This window comes from Marinobacter flavimaris (assembly GCF_045057155.1).
Lineage (GTDB): Bacteria > Pseudomonadota > Gammaproteobacteria > Pseudomonadales > Oleiphilaceae > Marinobacter > Marinobacter manganoxydans.
Genome location: NZ_CP171359.1, coordinates 2,926,292 through 2,946,139, shown reverse-complemented (window position 1 = coordinate 2,946,139; position 19,848 = coordinate 2,926,292). Strand labels below are relative to the sequence as shown.

Genomic DNA, 19,848 nt, shown 5'->3' with positions numbered 1-19,848 from the left:
AACAAGAGACTTGGAGAGCGCAACCATGAGAACCAACAAGTTCGGGATTCGCATTGCGGCCAGCGCCCTGGCCATGGCTGTTTCCTACGGGGCCCATGCGGTAACCGACGAAGACATCATCAACGATCACAAGACCCCTGAAGACATTGTCAGCTATGGCATGGGTACCCAGGGACAGCGCTATAGCATTCTGGAAGATCTGAACACCAGCAACGTTCAGTATCTGCAGCCGGCCTGGGCTTTCTCCTTCGGCAGCGAAAAAATGCGCGGCCAGGAATCCCAGCCGCTGATCAAGGACGGCGTCATGTACGTGACCGCCTCCTACTCCCGCATCTATGCCATCGATGCCAGGACCGGCGAAGAAATCTGGCAGTACGATGCCCGTCTGCCCGATGGCATCATGCCCTGCTGTGACGTGGTGAACCGCGGTGCCGCCATCTACGGCGACAAGGTGATCTTCGGTACCCTGGACGCCAAACTGGTTGCCCTGAACAAGGACACCGGCAAGCCGATGTGGATCAAGAAGGTGGCCGATTACCAGGCCGGTTATGCAATCACCGCCGCGCCCATGGTCATCAAGGGCAAGGTCATTACCGGCGTTTCCGGTGGTGAATTCGGTATTGTCGGCAAGGTGGAAGCCTACGATGCCAATACCGGTGATCTGGTATGGACCCGTCCGACGGTAGAAGGCCATATGGGCTATGTCTACAAGGATGGCAAAAAGATCGAAAACGGCATTTCCGGTGGCAAGGCAGGCGTGACCTGGCCCGGCGAAATGTGGAAGAACGGCGGCGCGGCTACCTGGCTGGGCGGCACCTACGATCCGGACACCGATTCCCTGTTCTTTGGTACCGGTAACCCGGCGCCCTGGAACTCGCACCTGCGCCCCGGCGACAACCTGTTCTCCTCAAGCCGACTGGCGATTGATCCGGACGACGGCAGCATCAAGTGGCACTTCCAGACCACCCCGAACGATGGCTGGGACTATGATGGTGTTAACGAACTGATCTCCTTCAACTACGAAGAGAACGGTAAAACCGTGAAAGCAGCGGCCACCGCCGACCGTAACGGGTTCTTCTACGTACTGAACCGCGAGAACGGTGACTTTATTCGTGGCTTCCCGTTCGTGGACAAGATCACCTGGGCAGAGGGCCTGGATCCGAAGACCGGCCGTCCGATTTACACCGAGGGCGGACGCCCGGGCAATCCTGCCGATATGGAAGGTGGCAAGGGTGAAATGGTTCTGGCTCAGCCAGCCTTCCTCGGCGGCAAGAACTGGATGCCCATGGCCTTCAGCCAGCAGACCGGTCTGTTCTACGTGCCCTCGAACGAGTGGTCCATGGATATCTGGAACGAGCCTGTTTCCTACAAGAAGGGCGCTGCGTTCCTGGGTGCAGGGTTCACCATCAAGCCGGCCAACGATGACTACATCGGCGTACTTCGGGCCATGGATCCGAAAACCGGTGAGGAAGTCTGGCGTTACGAGAACACCGCACCGCTGTGGGGTGGCGTGATGACAACGGCCGGTGGTCTGGTGTTCACCGGTACGCCCGAGGGCCATCTGAAGGCGTTTGATGCCAAGACCGGCGAAGAGCTCTACCGCTTCAACACCGGTTCCGGTGTCGTGGGCACGCCCATCACCTGGACCATGGATGGCGAGCAGTACGTCTCTGTGGCGTCCGGCTGGGGTGGCGCGGTTCCGCTCTGGGGTGGCGAAGTGGCCAAGGTAGTGAAGGACTTCAACCAGGGCGGTATGGTCTGGACCTTCAAGCTGCCGAAGGATCGGGTTGCCAGCAACTGATCCAAGCGAAAGTGAAAAAAAAGGTCGCCCTGGGGCGACCTTTTTTATTGAGCTGTCCGTTAGATCAGGCGGCCTGATTACGGGCTGTCTCGCTGACCGACTGGTGAATGTCTTCGAACAGTTTTCGATCTGTCTGCCCGATCGGCAAGTCGTAGGTGATGGTGGCACCAAATGCCTGTGGGTCATGGGGATCGTTGCGCACCTTGTCGAACACCAGCAGTCGGGTGCCCAGGTAAAAACCTTCCTTCAGATCGTGGGTCACCATGAAGATGGTGGTGCCGGTTTCCTGCCAGAGTTTCAATAGCAGATCGTGCATGTCGCCCCGAATGCCGGGGTCCAATGCGCCGAATGGCTCGTCCAGCAGGAGTACTCGTGGGCGCATGATCAGCGACTGGGCGATGGCGAGGCGTTGTTGCATGCCGCCGGAGAGTTCGTGGGGCCATTTGTTGGCTGATGGGCTCAGGCCCACAGACTCCAGCATGGCACCCACTTTCTCCAGGGCTTCGCGGCGGGCGCTGCCGAACAGTTTGCCCAGCCAGGGCTTCTGTTCCAGTTCCAGACCCATCAGCACGTTCTGGCGCACTGTCAGGTGAGGGAACACCGAGTAGCGCTGGAATACGATACCCCGGTTTCGGTCCGGCTCGCCGGGGAAGGCCTCGCCCTCCAGTAAGAGTTCGCCGCGGGTCTGGGTTTCCTGGCCCAACAGCATTTTCAGGAAGGTGGATTTGCCACAACCGGAGGCGCCCACCAGAGTGCAGAATTCGCCCTGTTTCACGCTCAGGTTCAGGTTCTCCAGGATCACCTGGTCACCGTATTCTTTCCAGAGATTGTTGACGGTAATGAAGCTCATCAGTGGCCTCCTGCGTTGTACCAGGGGAACAGCCTGCGGTTTGCCAGGCGCAGGCACTGGTCGATAACAATGGCGAGAATGGTGATCCAGATGACATAGGGCAGGATCACGTCCATGGCCAGGTAGCGCCGCACCAGGAAGATCCGGTAGCCGAGGCCTTCGGTGGAGGCAATCGCCTCGGCAGCAATCAGGAACAGCCAGGCGGGGCCAAGGCTCAGGCGCACGGCGTCGATCAGGCGGGGCAGCACCTGGGGCAGGGCCATGCGGGTGATTACTTGCCAGGAATTCGCGCCCAGAGTCTGGATCTTGATCAGTTGCTCGCCGGGAAGTTCGCGGACCCGCTGGGCCACATCCCGCATCATGATGGGCGCGGTTCCGATTACGATCAGCATGACTTTGGAAAGCTCGCCCAGCCCGAACACAATGAAGAGAATCGGTAGTATGGCCAGCGGCGGCACCATGGAAAGGGCAGAAACCAGAGGAGCAAGGTTGGCCCTGACCAGTGGCAGCACTCCATTGAGAATACCGACCACCAGCGCCAGCGACGCGGCGATACCGACGCCCATTCCAAGGCGCGCCAGACTGGCGGTCGTGTCCTGCCACATCAGGTAGTCGCCGCTGCGACGGTCCTCCTGAAAAGCCATGCGATCCACGGCCGCGGTCATCTGCTCCAGGCCGGGAAGGAGTTTATCGTTGGGGTTGTCTGCCAGGCGCTCCTGGGAGGCCAGGCTGTAGATGAGCATGATCAACAGAAAGGGCAGCAGGCCCAAGAGGGTAGCGGAAACACGCCCGGGGTGATGGTTGATCATTCGCATGAATCGTCTCCTCTGGTTACACAACACGGCAAGGTCATCGCGGGTAACAGCGTCCCTTGCGATTCAGTCTCCCGGGCTTTTGTCCCGCCGTGTAACCTCCCCAGAGGTCGGTAACTCTCGGACCAGCCATCCGGGAATCTTGACTGCCCGGACCGGAACCCTAGTCACCCATTTTGTCCGTCGCTCTGTCTGCGGTGTTGTGAACAGTGCTTTGAACGGATCGGGTTTTTGAAAACCGTCAGTCGGAAACAGTGCAGATGGCATGCCAGATCCGAAGAGCGGGCGAAAACGGGTCATCCCGGCAAAGGAGTCGGCAAAAATATGCACCGGGTTGGTGCAACATAGGTTCGGGTGCTCGATCATGACGCCTTTCCCGAGAGCAAAGCCCGGGCGGCCGCAAGGATGCGATTGTGGCTTGCAGCCTCCCGGCCCGCACCACCGGCAACGTGGCCCCAGTCCGATTCCAGCGATTCCACGGTTGCGCCAGGCATCCGGAGGCCATCCTCACTGGCGTCCTCCCTGGTAAAGTAGAGATCGGTGGTGCAGGGCATCATCCGGGTAGGCATGGCAATGGCAGAGAGCGCCGCGTCGAAATCCATGCCAAATACGGGGTTGTCGCTGATATCGCCGTTCTGCCAGGTGTTCAGCACGGTGAGCAGATCATTGGCGTCCTGGCCCAGATGATCCTGCTCCCAGAATCGAAGCAGCTCTTCAATGGAGCCAAAACCCTGTTCGCGCCAGAGCTCGTGACGGAAAAACGCCTGGGAATAAGCCCAGCCCGCATAAACCCGGCCGAAGGCCCGGAGTCCGCGTTCGGGTGGAGTCCGGTAGCGGCCATTCTCGAAGGCGTGGTCACAGGTCAGTGCCGCCTTTACGCCCTCAAGAAATACCCGGTTGTGGGGATAGCACCGCGCGGTGCAGCAGGTGGCCAGCACTGCGCGCACCTGCGTCGGAAACAAACAGCCCCACTGCAGCGCCTGCATCCCGCCCATGGACCAGCCCATCACCAGCGCGATCCGGGCGTCTCCGAAGACGTCCTCCACCAACCGCTTTTGTAGCATCACGTTGTCATACAGGGACACGGCAGGAAAGCCCGGGCCGCCCTGTGCTCCGGCGGTGTTCGAGGGTGAGGATGATTCGCCTGCGCCCAACAAAGCGGGAATAACGATGCAGTAACGATCCGGATCGAGGGGGCTGTTGCCTCTAACCCACGGGTGATTACCCGCGGCTGCACCACCGTAGTACGTGGGCAGCATAATCAGGTTGTCTTTTGGTGCATTCAGCTCGCCGATGCGGTGGTACCGCAATCTCGCGGAGTGCAACGTTTCGCCGGAAGTCAGAGGCAGGTCACCTGCTTCGTAATCTTCTACAAGCCATTGCTTCGACGCCATTTTCCCCTCTCTTTCAGGCTGACTGTTTGCCTGAAGTCTCTCGCCTTCGCTCTTATATATACACGCTGGCATGTAAGTTGAATGGCAAAAACAAAGAAAGAAACGTGCCAGAACCCAAACTGATTGCCCGCATGACGGGCCGGAGAAAAACAGGATGACGGAATTGACCAACACCCAGGCCCTGAAAGAGAAGCTCACAGAGGAAGGTGTGAAATACGCCATTGCCAGCTACGTGGACATCCACGGTGTGACCAAAGGCAAGTTCGTGCCCGTGGCTCACTTGGGGCAAATGATGGAAGGCTCGGAGCTTTACACAGGCGCCGCCCTGGATGGCGTGCCCCAGGATATCTCCGACGACGAGGTCGCCTCCATGCCGGATGCCGATGGGCTGGCCATCTGCCCCTGGAATCGCCAGCTGGCCTGGTTCCCGGGCAATCTGTTCCTGAACGGCGCGCCTTTCGAAGCCTGTTCCCGGAATATTCTACGTCGTCAGCTGAGTGCGGCGGCCGATATGGGGTATCGCTTCAATCTCGGTATTGAAACCGAGTTCTTCCTGTTCCGGGATACCGAGGATGGCGGCTTTGCCCCGCTGAGTGATCGCGACAACCTGGGCAAGCCCTGTTATGACCCCCGCACGCTCATGGATAACCTGCCCATCATGGATGAGCTGGTAGACGCCATGAACGAGCTGGGCTGGGATGTGTACTCGTTTGATCACGAAGACGCCAACGGCCAGTTCGAAACCGACTTCAAATACGCTGACGCCCTGACGATGTCTGATCGCCTGGTGTTCTTCCGGATGATGGCCAACGAGATTGCCCGCAAACATGGCGCTTTCGCCAGCTTCATGCCCAAGCCCTTTGCCGACCGCACTGGCAGTGGCGCCCACTACAATATGTCGCTGGCGGATCTGAAAACCGGCGAAAACCTGTTCGAGCCCAAGGGCGACGATCTGCACAACTGCGGCATCAGCAAGATCGCCTATCACTTCACTGCCGGTGTGCTGAAACACAGCGCGGCCATCAGTGCCGTGATTGCACCGACAGTGAACAGCTACAAACGGCTCGTTCGCCAGGGCAGCATGTCCGGTTCCACCTGGGCACCGGTATTCATGTGTTATGGCTCCAACAACCGCACGAATATGATCCGGATCCCCGGCATGGGCGGGCGTATCGAATGCCGTGCCGCAGACATTGCCTGCAATCCCTATCTTGGCAGCGCGCTGATTCTCGCTGCAGGGTTGGAAGGCATCCGTGAAGGTCTGGACGCGGGCGTACCCCACCACGAGAACATGTACAACTACAGCGATGCCGAGATCACCGAGCAGGGCATCGAGTATCTGCCCCGGAACCTGGGCGAGGCCGTGGAGGCTTTTGAGGCCGATCCGCTGGCGAAAGAAGTCTTCGGTGAAGCCATGTTCAACAGCTTCATCGAATACAAGAAAGGGGAGTGGGAGAGCTATCAGAACCACGTGTCGGCCTGGGAAGTGGACCGTTATCTGAAAATGTTCTGATAGCTACAGGGCCTGATGTCAGCTTCGGAAGCCTGGATCGATGCGGTCCAACTTCCGGAGAAGTCCTGGCCAGGCAAGGTTGCCACCCATGCCCTTGGTGACCTTTTTGGCCTGCTCCCGAATGGAGCTGAGAATGGTATCGGGAATACGTACCAGCGGCTGGCCTCCGGACATGGCCTGAATCTGGACCTCGCAGGCGCGCTGCAGGATGTACATGTTCAGGAAGGCCTCGGCGACGCTGGGTCCCGTGGTCAGCAGGCCGTGGTTGCGCAGGATCATGAAACGGGCGTGGCCCAGATCTGCCTGCAGGCGCGCTTTCTCGTCTTCGCGCAGCGCCACGCCTTCGTAATCGTGGTACGCGAGTCCGGATAGCGGAAAAAGACTTTGCTGGGACAAGGGCAGCAAGCCTTCCTTCTGCGCTGACACAGCGACACCGGCGGTCGTGTGGGTGTGCATGACACAGGCAGCATCCTCACGAACCGCATGGATGGCGCTGTGAATGGTGAAACCGGCAGGGTTGATGTCGAAATCGTCTGGATTGATCTTGTTGCCTTCCTGATCAATGCGCACCAGGCTGGAAGCCGTAATTTCCTCGAACATCATTCCGTAGGGGTTGATCAGGAAATGATGCTCGTCACCGGGAATTCGCACCGAGAGATGGGTGAAGATAAGGTCGTCCCAGCCGTAGAGAGCAATCAGTCGGTAGGCGGCGGCAAGGTCAATGCGAAGCTGCCACTCCTCCTCACTGACTTCACCCTTTTTGGATGGAATTGCCAATTGCTCGGACATAGTGCTGACCCCTCGGAATCGGTTGGTTTTATTGTTGATTGACGGTCAATGTAGCGCCCGCAAGAATCGGATGGAAGGGGGCGAAGCAAACGCGCATCATATGGATGATGGGTTGTGCGCACATGAAGGAGCCGAAGCATGGAAAGTTTCCGAACCCCGATGCAGGACGAGAAGGATAGTGACGCGAAAGCATCCATGCCCGTTGCCGATCGAATGGTCGCACTGGCCAGGTACATCGAGAGCCGGCCAGATGAACCGTTGAGCCTTGCCGACCTCGGCGCTGTGGTTGGGTTGTCGCCATCCCGCGTACAGCGGGTGTTCAAGGAAACCTTCGGTGTCTCACCAAAGGCTTATCAGGATGCACTGCGCCTGAACCACTACAAGCGGGCGTTGAGAACAGGCCGGACCGTGACCGATGCAATCTACGATGCCGGCTTTGGTTCGGTCAGTCGCGTCTATGGCAAGGCAGACCGACAGGTCGGCATGCCGCCTTCCCGCTACGGCAAGGGTGGGGAAGGTGAAACCATTGCCTATGCCTGCCGGGAAACGGCTCTCGGCCTGCTGATGATGGCCGCCACCGATCAGGGTGTGTGTTTTGCCGAATTCGGGGATGATGAGACGGCACTGGGAGATCAGTTACAGAAGGAGTTTCCGAAGGCTCGACTGGCTCCGTCTGGGGCAAAGGGATCGCCGGAGCTGGATGCGTGGATGTTGGCTCTGGATGAGCATTTGAGCCAGAACATGCCCAGACCGGATGTCCCTCTGGATATCCGTGGCACCGCATTCCAGACACGCGTCTGGAAACTCCTGCTGAGCGTCCGCGAAGGTGAGGTGGTGAGTTACACAGAGTTGGCAAAGCGACTGGGTGAGCCCAGAGCCGTTCGGGCGGTGGCCTCCGCCTGCGGGCGGAACCGCATCGCCGTGCTGATTCCCTGCCATCGGGTGTTGCGCAGTGACGGTTCCCTCGGTGGTTACCGCTGGGGCCTCGACCGAAAACAGCAATTGCTGGAGAAAGAGCGCTCAGCCTCGACCCAGTAGCACCCAGAACTGTCGCTGGAAAAACGCCGTTTCCTGTTTCAACGAAAACAGCTTCGGCGCAAACAGCCAGGTCTGGGTAATGCCCATCAGATAGGTGTAACTCAGCAGTCCCAGATCCTCCGGGTCTTCCTGTGTAGAAATCAGACCCTGCTCAGCTGCCTGGGCAACCAGGTGCCGGAACATCGCAATAATCGACCGGGTCAACGCCCGTTCCCGCTTCAGCGTTCGGCTCATGGCATCGGTTAGTTCGGTCTTGTTCAACAGAATCTCGAACGACTGACGATACTTCCGGTCATTGGCCAACAAGCTCAGCCAGCGTTCAATAAAATGATCCATGGCCTCAATGGGCGTTTCCCGCATGCCAGAACACTCCGCGACCAGGGCTTCCAGCGGTTCCTGGGAGTAGGCAAGTACAGCTTCGTACAGATCATCCTTGTTCTCGAAATGCCAGTAGATCGGCCCACGGCTACAACCGGCTTCTTTGGCAATACGGCTCAAAGTCGTTAGTGAGTAACCGTCCCGGCTAAACAACTTGAGCGCGGCCTCAAGCACAGTCTGGCGGGTTTTCTCGGCATCTTCCTTGGTACGGCGCATCTGATTCGTCTACTTAACTTGGCTTGGGAGTTTCGGGGTGGTATGAGGGTGCCTTTCCAAAACACGCTCCTTGCGGCACATCCATGTGACGCTTGGGCTCCGCCATCCATGGCTCCGCACAGTTTTGGAAAGGCACCCCCACACCACCCCTCCCGCGAAGTCTAAACAAAAACGGGCACGAATGTTCGTGCCCGTAGCTTCAATGTCAGTAGTGCGGCTTGTTCAGATCTCTCCGTCAGCCGCCATCTCCATGTAGCTATCATTAAACCGCAGCTTCACGTTGCCAGAGTCACCCATGATCGACCCATCGGGGAACTCAATGCCTACGAAGTCCGGGCTCATGGCCCCCTGGCCCAGCAGGCCCTTCTCGAAGGAGAACTCACGTACGCTGTCCATCGCTTCAGACGCCTCGTCGCTGTTGATGAAGTCCACCGACATCTGCGGCTCCCAGAACATCTTCATGCCTGCCAGCTGTGCTTCGTAGCCGCCCTGGTCCGTGCCGGAAAGCTCGCCCAGGTATGCCCGCGCCTCCGCACCCTCTGGGGTATCGGACTCAAGAATACTCATGGTCTCGTACCAGGCTCCGACCAATGCCTTGCCCAGCTTGGGATTGTCGGCCAGGGTCTCGGTGTTTACCAGAGTCAGATCCTTGATGTGGCCCGGAATCTGGCTGGAATCAAACAGCTTTGTAGCACCGGGATAGGCTTCCACTTCGCTCAGCAACGGATTCCAGGTTGCCACATGGCGAACATCGTCGGTCTGGAATGCAGAGACCAGATCAGCGTCAGAAATGTTGACCACGCTCAAGTCACGTTCTTCCAGGCCAACGCTGGCCAGGGCGCGGGCCAGGAGGTAGTGGGAGACGGACAACTCAACCAAATGAACGGTTTCGCCTTCCAGCTCTTCGATGCTGGACGCATCTTTTGAAACCAGGCCGTCGTTGCCGTTGGAGTAATCACCGACGATCAGCGCGGTGGTATCCACACCAGAGGCTGCGGGAATCGATAGGCCGTCCATGCTGGTAGCTGTCACACCATCGAACTGGCCGGCGGTATACTGGTTAATGGACTCGATGTAGTCGTTCACCTGCACGATATCCACTTCGATATCGTACTTGTCCGCCCACTTTTTCATGATTCCGTAGTCCTCGGCATACTGCCAGGGCACCCAGCCGGCATAGATGGTCCATGCGATGCTGAAGGAGTCCTTTTCCTCGGCCATTGCACCCATGGACAGGGAGGCCGTGAACAGACCGGCCGCCAGACCTTTGGTGATGTCGCGTGTTTTCATGGTGTCTCTCCTCGGGCCTTGCCCGTGTTTGCAGGTTTGGTCTTTCTTCAGTTTTTTGGGGTTGCTGGCATTACTCGGTAATCTCTTCAACGATCACGACCGGCGTTCCGGGCGAGACCGCCTGTCCCGCTTCCCGGCGCACGTCTACCACGCGTCCGGTTACGGGGCTCAGTAATTCGATTTCCATTTTCATGGATTCAATAACCGCCACCGGCCGCTGGGCATCGATGGTGTCGCCTGGCTTGACCAGGCACTCCCAGAGGTTACCGGCTACGTGGCTTTCCACCGCGTGCTGGCCTGCTGGCAGGTTGGCAATGTCGTCTTCGCCGGTGTCCTCGATCGGTGCTTCGGAACTGAAGTTAATCTGGCCCGACTCGATCCAGCGCTGCAGCTCCTCATCGAAGGCCTGTTTGCGCTTGGCTGTGAAGGTCTGAATTTCGTCGTCGTTGTTCGCCAGAAACTGCTCGTAGTCCTTCAGATTGAAGCGGGTTTCCTCGACCTTTATCGGGTAGTCGCCATTGGGAAAGTCCCGTCGGATTTGCTGCAGTTCTTCGGCACTGACCTCGTAGAAGCGCACCTGGTCAAAGAACCGGAGCAGCCAGGGCTTGCCGGGCTCGAAGAAATCGGTGGTGCGGTAGCGATTCCACATCTGCAGGGTACGACCGACAAACTGGTAGCCGCCTGGCCCTTCCATGCCGTAGATGCACAGGTAGGCGCCGCCGATGCCAACGGAGTTCTCCGCGGTCCAGGTACGGGCCGGGTTGTATTTGGTGGTCACCAGCCGGTGCCGGGGATCCAGCGGGGTAGCGACCGGGGCGCCCAGATAGACGTCGCCCAGGCCCATCACCAGATAGGTTGCCTCGAAAAGCGTCTTTTTTACCTCATCGATGCTGTCCAGTCCGTTGATGCGGCGGATGAACTCCAGGTTGCTCGGGCACCAGGGGGCATCCTTCCGCACCGACTGCATGTATTTCGCGATGGCGGTCTGGCAGGCTTCGTCATCCCAGGACAGGGGCAAATGAACGATGCGCGCGGGCACATCCCATTCGGGCTGTTTTTCCAGTTCCTTTTCGGCGCCGATCAGCAGATCCAGCAGCGTGCGCTGGTTCAGTTTCTGGCTGTCGTAATGCACCTGCAGGGATCGGATGCCGGGGGTCAGCTCCAGAATGGCATCGTGATTCTGCTCACGCAGCCACAGCATCAGCGCGTGGGCGCGGAAGCGCAGGCGGATATCCAGCTCCATTGGGCCGTATTCCACCAACACGTAGTTGTCGCCGGCGGCCCGATAAACCACGCCGGTTTCGTGTTCATCGTCACTGAGTGCCGCCAGAACCGGGGAGGTTGGTGTGATCGGTTTGATATGGGCGGTCGCTGCGGTCAGGGTGGCGATGGACTCGTCGAGGGCTTCCCGCAGGGCCACGGCCTGGTCCTGACTGACCGGAACAAATTGGACCTTGTCACCGGCTTTCAGTTGGCCCAGTTTCCACAGGTCAGCGCTGATGACCGTCACCGGGCAGACAAAGCCGCCCAGGCTGGGGCCATCAGGACCGAGAATCACCGGCATGTCGCCGGTGAAATCCACGGTGCCCACGGCGTAAGCGTTGTCGTGAATGTTGGACGGATGCATACCGGCCTCGCCGCCATCGCTGCGCGCCCATTCCGGTTTCGGGCCAATCAGGCGAACGCCGGTGCGGCTCGAGTTGTAGTGAATCTCCCAGTCGCTGGCGAAGAAGGTGTCTATATCTTCTCCAGTGAAGTAGTCCGGCGCGCCATGAGGCCCATAGGTAACGTGCAGTTTCCAGGTCTTGCCGATGGTCGGTTTGAGGTCGGCAGGGAGAGTGGTCAGGCCGGTTGGCTCAGACTCCGCCAGGGCCAGCACATCGCCGGCCCGCAAGGCGCGGCCGCAATGGCCGCCGAACTGGCCGAGCGTAAAGGTGCTGCAGGAGGTCAGGTATTCGGGGCAGTCCAGCCCTCCGCGGAACAGCACGTAGGCCCGGGCGCCGTCCGCCGTGGTGGCGCCCAGCTTCAGGGTGGCGCCAGCGGGCACGTCGATCACCTGCCAGGAAGCCATGGGCTGATCATCCAGTGTGGCGTCCAGCTGGGCGCCCGTCAGCGCAATCTGGGTGGCGCGGTTGAAAGTGAGCACCGGCCCCTTAAGGGTGATTTCCAGGCCTGGAGCCCCTTCCGGATTACCCAGCAGTCGATTGCCAAGCCGGAACGAATAATTGTCGAAAGGACCCGACGGTGGTACGCCAATTTCCCAGTAGCCGATGCGCCCGGGGTAGTCCTGGATGGTGGTCAGGGTGCCGCCACTGAGCACATCCACGGTGGCCGGCTGGTAATCGAATTCGTTCAGGGTTCGAGTAAACAGTCTGCCCTCGGCAAAGCGTGGGTCGTCCAGCACCTGGTGCACGTATTTCAGGTTGGTCTCGATGCCATAGAGCTGACTGTCGTCGAGTGCCTGCATCAACCGCTGACGGGCAGACTCGCGATCGGCCTCATGCACAATCACCTTGGCGAGCATGGGATCATAGAGCGGCGACACCTCTGTGCCCGGCTGAATCCAGGTATCGATTCGCAGGCCATCCTCGTCGGGCCAGGCCACGTTGGTGAGCAGACCGGCGCCGGGCTGGAAATCCTTGTTGGGGTCTTCCGCATAGATCCGGGCCTGGATGGCGTGGCCGGAAGGCACAAGGTTGCTGCCCAGTTTCGCCAGGTCGGGCAGGGTGCCTGCGCCCAGTTCCACCATCCATCGGACCAGGTCTACGCCATAAACCTGCTCGGTCACACCGTGCTCCACCTGTAAGCGGGTATTCACTTCCAGGAAGTAGAACTCGGTGGTGTCCGGGTCGTAGATAAACTCCACGGTGCCGGCGCTGCGGTAGCCAATGCTTTCACCCAGCTGACGGGCTGTCGCGTGCATGCGGGAGCGGACGTCGTCGGATAGCCCTGGCGCCGGAGCTTCCTCGATCACTTTTTGGTTGCGACGCTGGGCCGAGCAGTCACGCTCGCCCAGGGCCAACACCTGCCCTCCGCCATCGCCGAAAAGCTGTACTTCCACATGGCGGGCATGTTCCACGAATTTTTCCAGGAACACGCCGCTATTGCTGAAATTGTTCTGGCTCAGGCGCTGGACCGACTCGAAGCTTTTGCCCAGATCGTCCGGGCCGTAGCAGCGGGACATGCCAATGCCGCCACCGCCGGCGGTGCTTTTCAGCATCACCGGGTAGCCGATGGTGTCGGCGGCTTTTAGCGCTTCCTCCAGATTGGTCAGCAAGCCGGTGCCTGGTAGCAGTGGTACGCCGGCGCTTTCAGCCAGTGACCGTGCCGTATGCTTGAGACCGAATTGCTCCATCTGCTCGGGTGTCGGGCCCAGGAAGACCACGCCTTCGGCGTCACAGCGTCGGGCAAAATCGGCGTTTTCGCTCAGGAAGCCGTAGCCGGGGTGGATGGCGCCGGCACCGCTCTTGCGGATTACCTCGAACAGTTTGTCCTGATCCAGGTAAGTGGTCGCTGCCGGGCCGTCTCCCAGGGAATACGCCTCGTCCGCCTGCCGTACGTGAAGCGAATCGGAATCCGCTTCGGCGTAGACGGCAACCGAGGTCAGCCCCATGTCACGCAGCGTGCGAATAACCCGGCAGGCGATGGCGCCGCGGTTGGCGATCAGGACCTTTGAGAATCTGCCGCTCAGCTCCATACCAGCACCTCAATCGGTGTCGGGTTCCAGCCGTTGCACGGATTGTTGAGCTGCGGGCAGTTGGAGATCATCACCAGAACGTCCATCTTCGCTTCCAGCTCCACGTATTTGCCGGCATCGGAAATCCCGTCCGCGAAGGTGAGTCCGCCGTCGGCCGTGACCGGGACATTCATGAAGAAGTTGATGTTGTGGGTGATGTCCCGTTTGCTCATGCCCAGTTCTTCGTGTTCGGTGACGGCCACCAGCCAGCTGTCCCGGCAGGCGTGCATGCACTTTTTCTCAAGGGCATAACGGGTTGTGTTGCTCTCGGCCGCACATGCACCGCCCAGGGTGTCGTGACGGCCGCAGGTGTCGGCGGTGATTTCCAGCATCACGTTGTTTTCAGAAGACATCAGCTTCGAGCCAGCCGTCAGGTAGACGTTGCCCTGCTCGCGGATGGTGTCGACGGCGCTGTAGCGTTCGGTCGGATTATGGGCGTTGTAGAACAGGGTGTCGGCGGCCTGGTTGCCCTCCAGATCCAGAATCCGGATGGTTTCGCCGGCGTTCACCACTTTCAGGAAATACTCGCCTGCCGGTACGGTTTCACGGAAGGCGGCATTTTCGGGCTTCAATGTGCTTTGCTTGATCATCTCCGGCCTCCCATTACTGCATCAGGTGATAAAGAGCGGTGTTGGCAAATGCCCGTGTCGCCTCGGGCGACGAGGTTTTGCACGGATCGGCATCGGTCACCGGGGCCGCCTTGAACAACTGGTACCGCAGCGGATGGCTGGGGTATTCGCTGGCCGGATTCATCGGATGCGGGCAGGTGTGCAGCACCACGATGGTGTCCATCTCGAATCGAAGGTCCACTGTGGCGCCGGCGTGGGAGTGGCCCTCGGAGAAGGCCATGTTGCCGTCGTCATCTGTTTTTACTTTGCTGAACCAGTTCAGGTTGGCGGTCAGGTCTTTCTTGCCAAGGCCGTACTTGGCCAGTTCGTTCAGAAAGCTTTTGAAACCGTTCCGGTGGTAGTGATTATGGGCTTCCTGATAGGTCTTTTTGCCCCAGCGCTTTTCCACCAGATCGGCATTGCAGGTGCCGGCGACGGTGTCGTGCCAGCCCAGGTCATCGCGGATGATGGAGGCAAATACCCGGCCCATGTCCGAGAGCAACACGTGGCCCTTGGTGAGCAGGAAGGTGTGCTGGTTTTTCAGGGTGTCCGGCATGTTGTACCGCTCGAGCGGGTTCTCGGGGTTGTACATCAACATGCCGACGTTGGCACCGCCGGTTTCGTCAATCAGGCGCAGCACGTGGCCGCGGCGCATGATAAAGGACCAGTGGGATCCGCCGGGAATCAGATCGTCGTAGAGGGGGGTTGCGGTTTGCAACATGGCCTTTTCCTCCTGGTTAGGGCATTTAAAAAGCGAGAGGCGTCAGTAACTGAGCGATCCTCCCGGGCTTTTGTCCCGCCGTGTAACCTTGGAAAAGGTCGTCAACTCTCGGACCAGCCGTCTGCACGGATTGATGGCAGACCGGAACCCTAGTTGACCATTGGTCAGATTGTGGCGCGTTGATTGTGGTTTCAGTAACCGACTTCTCGCTGCGTAATGGATACTCTGCAGAGTCCATGCCAATCGCTAAATTACTGTTTTTTATTGTGGTGGGATTTGAGGTGTCTGACAGGTCTGCTTCTTGCCTGGGCGAGCGCACTGTTTTTGTGCATCGAGCAGTGCCTTTCCTGTGCATTTATTTTCGGAGAGTGATTTCGGAGCCGCGCCAATGGTGGCATGGCCTTCGAGCCATCTACTACCAAGGGAGGAGTTTTTCGCCTCCATCGCACCATTCAACTTTCCGGGTTTGGCGTCTACATTGAATGGGTAAACGCGAAAGGCCGCGTTGCCCTGCGACAAACACAACAAGAGGTCGAGATCATGATCTACGCACAACCAGGAAAGGATGGCTCCGTCGTTTCTTTCAAATCCCGTTACGAGAACTACATCGGTGGGGAGTGGGTTGCCCCGGTAAAAGGCCAGTATTTCGAGAACATCACACCGGTCACTGGCAATGTGATCTGTGAAATTCCGCGCTCCAGTGCCGAAGATATTGATCTGGCCCTGGACGCAGCGCACAAGGCGGCACCTGCGTGGGGCAGGACCTCTCCCACCGAGCGTTCCAACATCCTGCTGAAAATTGCGGACCGCATCGAGGCCAACCTCGAGAAGCTCGCAGTCGCTGAAACCTGGGACAACGGCAAGGCCGTGCGCGAAACCCTGAACGCCGACATTCCCCTCGCGGCTGATCACTTCCGCTACTTCGCGGGTTGTCTTCGTGCCCAGGAAGGCCACATGGGCGAGATCGACCACAATACCGTGGCGTACCATTTCCATGAGCCGCTGGGTGTCGTTGGCCAGATCATTCCATGGAACTTCCCGATTCTGATGGCGGCCTGGAAACTGGGCCCCTGTCTGGCTGCGGGTAACTGCACCGTGCTGAAGCCTGCCGAGCAGACGCCTGCCAGCATCCTGGTACTGATGGAAATCATTGGTGACCTGCTGCCGCCGGGCGTGCTGAACATTGTTAACGGCTACGGCATCGAGGCCGGCCAGGCCCTGGCCACCAGCAAGCGTATTGCCAAGATTGCCTTCACCGGCTCCACCCCGGTTGGCTCCCACATCCTCAAGTGCGCGGCTGAAAACATCATCCCGTCCACAGTGGAGCTGGGTGGCAAATCCCCGAACATCTACTTCTCCGACGTGATGAAGGCCGAGCCGGAATTCATCGACAAGTGCGTGGAAGGTCTGGTTCTGGCGTTCTTCAACCAGGGCGAAGTCTGCACCTGTCCGTCACGGGCGCTGGTCCAGGAAGACATGTTCGAAGAGTTCATGCAGAAGGTGGTTCAGCGCACCAAGTCGATCAAGCGTGGCAACCCGCTGGACACCGATGTTCAGGTAGGTGCCCAGGCGTCGAAAGAACAGTTCGACAAGATCATGTCCTACCTGGCCATTGGTAAGGAAGAGGGCGCTGTGGTGCTGACTGGCGGCGACCGCGAGCATCTGGATGAAGAGTTCAACAATGGCTTCTACATCCAGCCCACCCTGTTCAAGGGTGACAACAAGATGCGCGTGTTCCAGGAAGAAATCTTCGGACCGGTCGTGGGCGTTACCACCTTCAAGACCGAGGAAGAAGCCCTGGCCATCGCCAACGACACCGAGTTTGGTCTGGGTGCCGGTGTATGGACCCGCGACACCAATCTCGCCTACCGGATGGGCCGCAACATCCAGGCCGGTCGGGTGTGGATGAACTGTTACCACGCCTACCCGGCTCACGCAGCCTTCGGTGGTTACAAGAAGTCTGGCGTTGGCCGTGAAACCCACAAGATGGCGCTCGAGCACTATCAGCAGACCAAGTGCATGCTGACCAGCTACGACACCAACCCGCTGGGTTTCTTCTGAATCAATGAGCGGTAAGCGGGCCTCCCACACGGGCCCGCCTGTGAGTCAGCACAGCGGATGTGCACCTTCATTCCCCGGCGTCTGGCTGGGGCGGCTCTCTGACGAGAGTTCGGGTTTTTCTGTCACTCTCTTTTGGCCCTTCCCAGGGCCTTTTTTATTGGGGCGGATTGTGGTGTCAAAGCGCTTTATCGCCCCAGTGAGTAGAACTCTGCGTTAGGCCGCATGTTTGTCACGTTTGCCATCCGATTGGAAAGCCCGAAGAACGCGGCGATGCCGGAGATGTCCCAGATATCCTCGTCGTTGAAACCATGGCGTTTGAGTTCCTCAAAGTCCGCGTCACACACCTCTTGGGCTTGTTGCGAAACCTTTATGGCGAAATCAAGCATGGCTTTCTGGCGTTCAGTGATGTCGGCCTTTCGGTAGTTCACGGCGACCTGATCTGCGATCTCCGGGTTCTTTTCACGGATGCGCAGAATAGCGCCATGGGCCACCACGCAGTACTGGCACTGGTTCAGGTTGCTGGTAGCGACCACGATCATCTCGCGTTCGCCTTTGGTGAGGTTGCTGTCTTTTTCCATCAGGGCATCGTGGTAATCAAAGAAGGCACGAAACTCGGCTGGGCGATGTGCCAGTACCAGAAAGACATTGGGGATAAACCCCGACTTTTCCTGAACGGCAAGAATCTTCTCCCGTATGTCCGCCGGGAGTGATTCAAGCGACGGAACCGGGAATCGGCTTATTGGTTGTTCGTTGGACGAGCTCATAACAATTCCTTTAATGGCGGTTTTATGGTTCAAGAAGTTTCGGTTCAGCCTGCGACCGGTACGACGATACGTCCACGAACCTTGCCTTCCAGCAGTTGGCTGGCACCTTCGATGGCGTCTTCAAAGGGTATTTCCGTGATCATGCGCTCGAGCAGATCGATGTCGAGATCCTCCGACAGGCGCTTCCAGGCTTCGAGTCGCTCAGCTTTGGGCGCCATCACGCTGTCCACGCCACACAAGGTCACACCCCGAAGAATGAACGGGGCAACGGTGGACGGGAAGTCCATGCCGGCCGCGAGACCACAGGCTGCGACGACGCCACGGTATTTCATGCCGGCACAGACATTGGCCAGCACCTGTCCACCGGCCACATCAATGGCGCCGGCCCAGGTCTCGCGCACCAGGGGTTTGCCTGGTTCACTCAGCTCAGCGCGATCGAGGATGTTTCCGGCCCCCAACGACTTCAGATAGTCTGCTTCTTCGGATCGGCCGGTCACCGCGGTCACGGAATAACCCCGCTTGGCCAGCAGCGCCACCGCGATGCTTCCAACGCCACCGGTCGCCCCGGTCACCAGGATGTCGCCGGAATCAGGTGTTACGCCATTCTTTTCCAGTGCCATGACACAAAGCATGGCGGTATAGCCGGCGGTGCCGATGGCCATGGCCTGTCGAGGAGAAAACGCCTTGGGCAGAGGAATCAGCCAGTCACCGGAAACACGGGCTTTTTCGGCCAGGCCGCCCCAGTGTTTCTCGCCAACGCCCCACCCGTTCAAGACAACCGGGTCGCCTGCCTTGAAGTCTGCATGCGTGGAGCTTGATACGGTGCCGGCAAAGTCGATGCCTGGAATCATCGGGTACTGTTTCACGATCGGTGACTTTCCGGTGATGGCCAGAGCATCCTTGTAGTTCAAGGTTGAGAAGGCTACATCCACGGTAACGTCGCCTTCCGGCAGTTCCGATTCTTGTATGGATGTCAGTGACACTTTTTGGTCGCCGCGTGATCCTTCAATGAGTATGCCTTTAAACATGTTGCCTCCGTGTTTGGGTTATGAGGATGGTTTTTCGTCCCGGGTCATGAGCCGCGAAGTAGCGACAAAAATCCCTGGGCGAACCGATCCAGTGGTTCTGGGGATTGATCCAGCTTTGCGCGCAACACCGCGCCCTCCCAACCAATCCAGAAGAAGTGCGCCATCTGATCGCACTTTAGATCCTTGGAAATCTCACCGGCCTGCTGGGCCTCTCTCAATACCCCAGCGGTGCGGCACTCCCAGTCCGTGAAAACGTCCTGTAACAGAACACGGAAACCCTCGGGCAGGGCGGTCATTTCCTGTCCCAGATTGCCGATCAGGCAGCCGCGGCGATACTCGAACCTGGCCATGCCCGTTTTGGCATCCTCAACAAACGCTTCGAGCCGCTGCAGGGGAGTGAGGGCGCGATCTTCAAACCAGCGATCAAGTTTGCGCGCAAAATAGCGGCCGTAGGCTTCGATCAGGATCCGGCCGAAGGCTTCTTTATTGTCGAAGTAGTGGTAGAAGGAGCCTTTCGGTACGCCGGCTTTGCGAAGTATTTCGTCGATGCCGGTGGAGGAGTAACCCTTCTCCGTCAGCACTGACAGGCCCACGGTGATGAGCGTTTCCCGGGTATCCCTGAAATCGGCATTTTCAGTCTTCGGGGGGCGGCCCCGTTTTCGCTTGATGTCTGCTGTCTGGTTCATCGTCTTGACTCAATTTAGACCGATCGTCTATTTAATTATCAGAATAAACTAGACTGGTCGTCTAATAAAATCAAGTGAAGTTGCTATGGGGTGCAGCCAGGGCGGAATGGGATTCGCTCTCCCAAGTGGGAGCGATGCTACTTTGTGGTGGCCAAAAACAGTT

General features: G+C 58.7%; 16 protein-coding genes and 2 riboswitches. Of the genes, 4 read left to right on the top strand and 12 right to left on the bottom strand.

The features are described from left to right. Positions 1 to 25: 25 nt before the first annotated feature. Positions 26 to 1,801 (top strand): PQQ-dependent methanol/ethanol family dehydrogenase, encoded by a 1,776-nt coding sequence (locus ACGK9W_RS13915; protein ID WP_053113108.1) that lies wholly within the window; start codon positions 26 to 28, stop codon positions 1,799 to 1,801. Positions 1,802 to 1,865: 64 nt separating this feature from the next. Here ACGK9W_RS13915 and ACGK9W_RS13910 read toward each other — a convergent pair whose 3' ends face one another. From ACGK9W_RS13910 to ACGK9W_RS13900, 3 genes are all read right to left on the bottom strand, one after another. Beyond that, positions 1,866 to 2,651, bottom strand: coding sequence for an ABC transporter ATP-binding protein (locus ACGK9W_RS13910; protein WP_008171001.1), 786 nt, complete (start codon positions 2,649 to 2,651; stop codon positions 1,866 to 1,868). Further along, positions 2,651 to 3,466, bottom strand: coding sequence for an ABC transporter permease (locus ACGK9W_RS13905; protein ID WP_008171002.1), 816 nt, complete (start codon positions 3,464 to 3,466; stop codon positions 2,651 to 2,653). The genes ACGK9W_RS13910 and ACGK9W_RS13905 overlap by 1 nt, the downstream gene beginning before the upstream one ends. A gap of 66 nt (positions 3,467 to 3,532) precedes the next feature. After that, a riboswitch (guanidine-I (ykkC/yxkD leader) is annotated at positions 3,533 to 3,641 on the bottom strand. Positions 3,642 to 3,825: 184 nt separating this feature from the next. Further along, positions 3,826 to 4,857, bottom strand: a complete 1,032-nt coding sequence (locus tag ACGK9W_RS13900; RefSeq protein ID WP_286802943.1) for an alpha/beta fold hydrolase — start codon at positions 4,855 to 4,857, stop codon at positions 3,826 to 3,828. A 154-nt stretch (positions 4,858 to 5,011) separates the two neighbouring features. On the opposite strand from ACGK9W_RS13900, the gene glnT reads away from it, so the two are divergent. Beyond that, entirely contained in the window at positions 5,012 to 6,370 is a 1,359-nt protein-coding gene (glnT, locus tag ACGK9W_RS13895) for a type III glutamate--ammonia ligase (protein ID WP_405417200.1), read from the top strand. An 18-nt stretch (positions 6,371 to 6,388) separates the two neighbouring features. Here the strand turns inward: glnT and ACGK9W_RS13890 are convergent, their stop codons facing one another. Beyond that, positions 6,389 to 7,159, bottom strand: coding sequence for a class II aldolase/adducin family protein (locus ACGK9W_RS13890; protein WP_008171006.1), 771 nt, complete (start codon positions 7,157 to 7,159; stop codon positions 6,389 to 6,391). A 138-nt stretch (positions 7,160 to 7,297) separates the two neighbouring features. Between ACGK9W_RS13890 and ACGK9W_RS13885 the strand changes: the two genes are divergently transcribed. After that, a complete protein-coding gene (locus ACGK9W_RS13885) occupies positions 7,298 to 8,197 on the top strand; it encodes a bifunctional transcriptional activator/DNA repair enzyme AdaA (protein ID WP_008171007.1) in 900 nt (299 codons plus the stop codon). Here the strand turns inward: ACGK9W_RS13885 and ACGK9W_RS13880 are convergent. From ACGK9W_RS13880 to ACGK9W_RS13860, 5 genes are all read right to left on the bottom strand, one after another. Then, positions 8,180 to 8,791 (bottom strand): TetR family transcriptional regulator, encoded by a 612-nt coding sequence (locus ACGK9W_RS13880; protein ID WP_008171010.1) that lies wholly within the window; start codon positions 8,789 to 8,791, stop codon positions 8,180 to 8,182. The genes ACGK9W_RS13885 and ACGK9W_RS13880 overlap by 18 nt on opposite strands. Positions 8,792 to 9,013: 222 nt before the next feature. Next, positions 9,014 to 10,081: a putative urea ABC transporter substrate-binding protein gene (locus tag ACGK9W_RS13875; protein WP_008171012.1), complete on the bottom strand. Its 1,068-nt coding sequence runs from the start codon at positions 10,079 to 10,081 to the stop codon at positions 9,014 to 9,016. A gap of 70 nt (positions 10,082 to 10,151) precedes the next feature. Next, entirely contained in the window at positions 10,152 to 13,778 is a 3,627-nt protein-coding gene (gene uca / locus ACGK9W_RS13870) for an urea carboxylase (protein ID WP_405417197.1), read from the bottom strand. Beyond that, positions 13,769 to 14,407: an urea amidolyase associated protein UAAP2 gene (locus tag ACGK9W_RS13865; RefSeq protein ID WP_008171021.1), complete on the bottom strand. Its 639-nt coding sequence runs from the start codon at positions 14,405 to 14,407 to the stop codon at positions 13,769 to 13,771. Before ACGK9W_RS13865 ends, uca begins: the two co-directional genes overlap by 10 nt. A gap of 13 nt (positions 14,408 to 14,420) precedes the next feature. After that, the gene (locus ACGK9W_RS13860) at positions 14,421 to 15,146 is read right to left on the bottom strand and encodes an urea amidolyase associated protein UAAP1 (protein ID WP_405417194.1); all 726 of its coding nucleotides are present in this window, start codon (positions 15,144 to 15,146) and stop codon (positions 14,421 to 14,423) included. Positions 15,147 to 15,203: 57 nt separating this feature from the next. Then, positions 15,204 to 15,310: riboswitch (guanidine-I (ykkC/yxkD leader) on the bottom strand. Between the two features lie 376 nt (positions 15,311 to 15,686). Between ACGK9W_RS13860 and ACGK9W_RS13855 the strand changes: the two genes are divergently transcribed. Further along, the gene (locus tag ACGK9W_RS13855) at positions 15,687 to 17,207 is read left to right on the top strand and encodes an aldehyde dehydrogenase family protein (protein WP_008171025.1); all 1,521 of its coding nucleotides are present in this window, start codon (positions 15,687 to 15,689) and stop codon (positions 17,205 to 17,207) included. Between the two features lie 185 nt (positions 17,208 to 17,392). Here ACGK9W_RS13855 and ACGK9W_RS13850 read toward each other — a convergent pair whose 3' ends face one another. From ACGK9W_RS13850 to ACGK9W_RS13840, 3 genes are read right to left on the bottom strand one after another with little or no spacing between them, the layout of a single operon-like run. After that, positions 17,393 to 17,971 (bottom strand): peroxidase-related enzyme, encoded by a 579-nt coding sequence (locus ACGK9W_RS13850; protein WP_053113101.1) that lies wholly within the window; start codon positions 17,969 to 17,971, stop codon positions 17,393 to 17,395. A gap of 44 nt (positions 17,972 to 18,015) precedes the next feature. After that, positions 18,016 to 18,999 carry an MDR family oxidoreductase gene (locus ACGK9W_RS13845; protein ID WP_053113100.1) on the bottom strand — a complete coding sequence of 328 codons (984 nt, stop codon included), beginning with the start codon at positions 18,997 to 18,999 and terminating at the stop codon, positions 18,016 to 18,018. A 44-nt stretch (positions 19,000 to 19,043) separates the two neighbouring features. After that, positions 19,044 to 19,685, bottom strand: a complete 642-nt coding sequence (locus ACGK9W_RS13840; RefSeq protein WP_014578351.1) for a TetR/AcrR family transcriptional regulator — start codon at positions 19,683 to 19,685, stop codon at positions 19,044 to 19,046. Between the last annotated feature and the right edge of the window lie 163 nt (positions 19,686 to 19,848).

Excerpts from the sequence above, each read along its gene's own strand:
- ACGK9W_RS13915 (WP_053113108.1), top strand. The coding sequence starts at position 26 with ATGAGAACCAACAAGTTCGGGATTCGCATTGCGGCCAGCGCCCTGGCC.
- ACGK9W_RS13910 (WP_008171001.1), bottom strand. The coding sequence starts at position 2,651 with ATGAGCTTCATTACCGTCAACAATCTCTGGAAAGAATACGGTGACCAG.
- ACGK9W_RS13905 (WP_008171002.1), bottom strand. The coding sequence starts at position 3,466 with ATGCGAATGATCAACCATCACCCCGGGCGTGTTTCCGCTACCCTCTTG.
- ACGK9W_RS13900 (WP_286802943.1), bottom strand. The coding sequence starts at position 4,857 with ATGGCGTCGAAGCAATGGCTTGTAGAAGATTACGAAGCAGGTGACCTG.
- glnT (WP_405417200.1), top strand. The coding sequence starts at position 5,012 with ATGACGGAATTGACCAACACCCAGGCCCTGAAAGAGAAGCTCACAGAG.
- ACGK9W_RS13890 (WP_008171006.1), bottom strand. The coding sequence starts at position 7,159 with ATGTCCGAGCAATTGGCAATTCCATCCAAAAAGGGTGAAGTCAGTGAG.
- ACGK9W_RS13885 (WP_008171007.1), top strand. The coding sequence starts at position 7,298 with ATGGAAAGTTTCCGAACCCCGATGCAGGACGAGAAGGATAGTGACGCG.
- ACGK9W_RS13880 (WP_008171010.1), bottom strand. The coding sequence starts at position 8,791 with ATGCGCCGTACCAAGGAAGATGCCGAGAAAACCCGCCAGACTGTGCTT.
- ACGK9W_RS13875 (WP_008171012.1), bottom strand. The coding sequence starts at position 10,081 with ATGAAAACACGCGACATCACCAAAGGTCTGGCGGCCGGTCTGTTCACG.
- uca (WP_405417197.1), bottom strand. The coding sequence starts at position 13,778 with ATGGAGCTGAGCGGCAGATTCTCAAAGGTCCTGATCGCCAACCGCGGC.
- ACGK9W_RS13865 (WP_008171021.1), bottom strand. The coding sequence starts at position 14,407 with ATGATCAAGCAAAGCACATTGAAGCCCGAAAATGCCGCCTTCCGTGAA.
- ACGK9W_RS13860 (WP_405417194.1), bottom strand. The coding sequence starts at position 15,146 with ATGTTGCAAACCGCAACCCCCCTCTACGACGATCTGATTCCCGGCGGA.
- ACGK9W_RS13855 (WP_008171025.1), top strand. The coding sequence starts at position 15,687 with ATGATCTACGCACAACCAGGAAAGGATGGCTCCGTCGTTTCTTTCAAA.
- ACGK9W_RS13850 (WP_053113101.1), bottom strand. The coding sequence starts at position 17,971 with ATGAGCTCGTCCAACGAACAACCAATAAGCCGATTCCCGGTTCCGTCG.
- ACGK9W_RS13845 (WP_053113100.1), bottom strand. The coding sequence starts at position 18,999 with ATGTTTAAAGGCATACTCATTGAAGGATCACGCGGCGACCAAAAAGTG.
- ACGK9W_RS13840 (WP_014578351.1), bottom strand. The coding sequence starts at position 19,685 with ATGAACCAGACAGCAGACATCAAGCGAAAACGGGGCCGCCCCCCGAAG.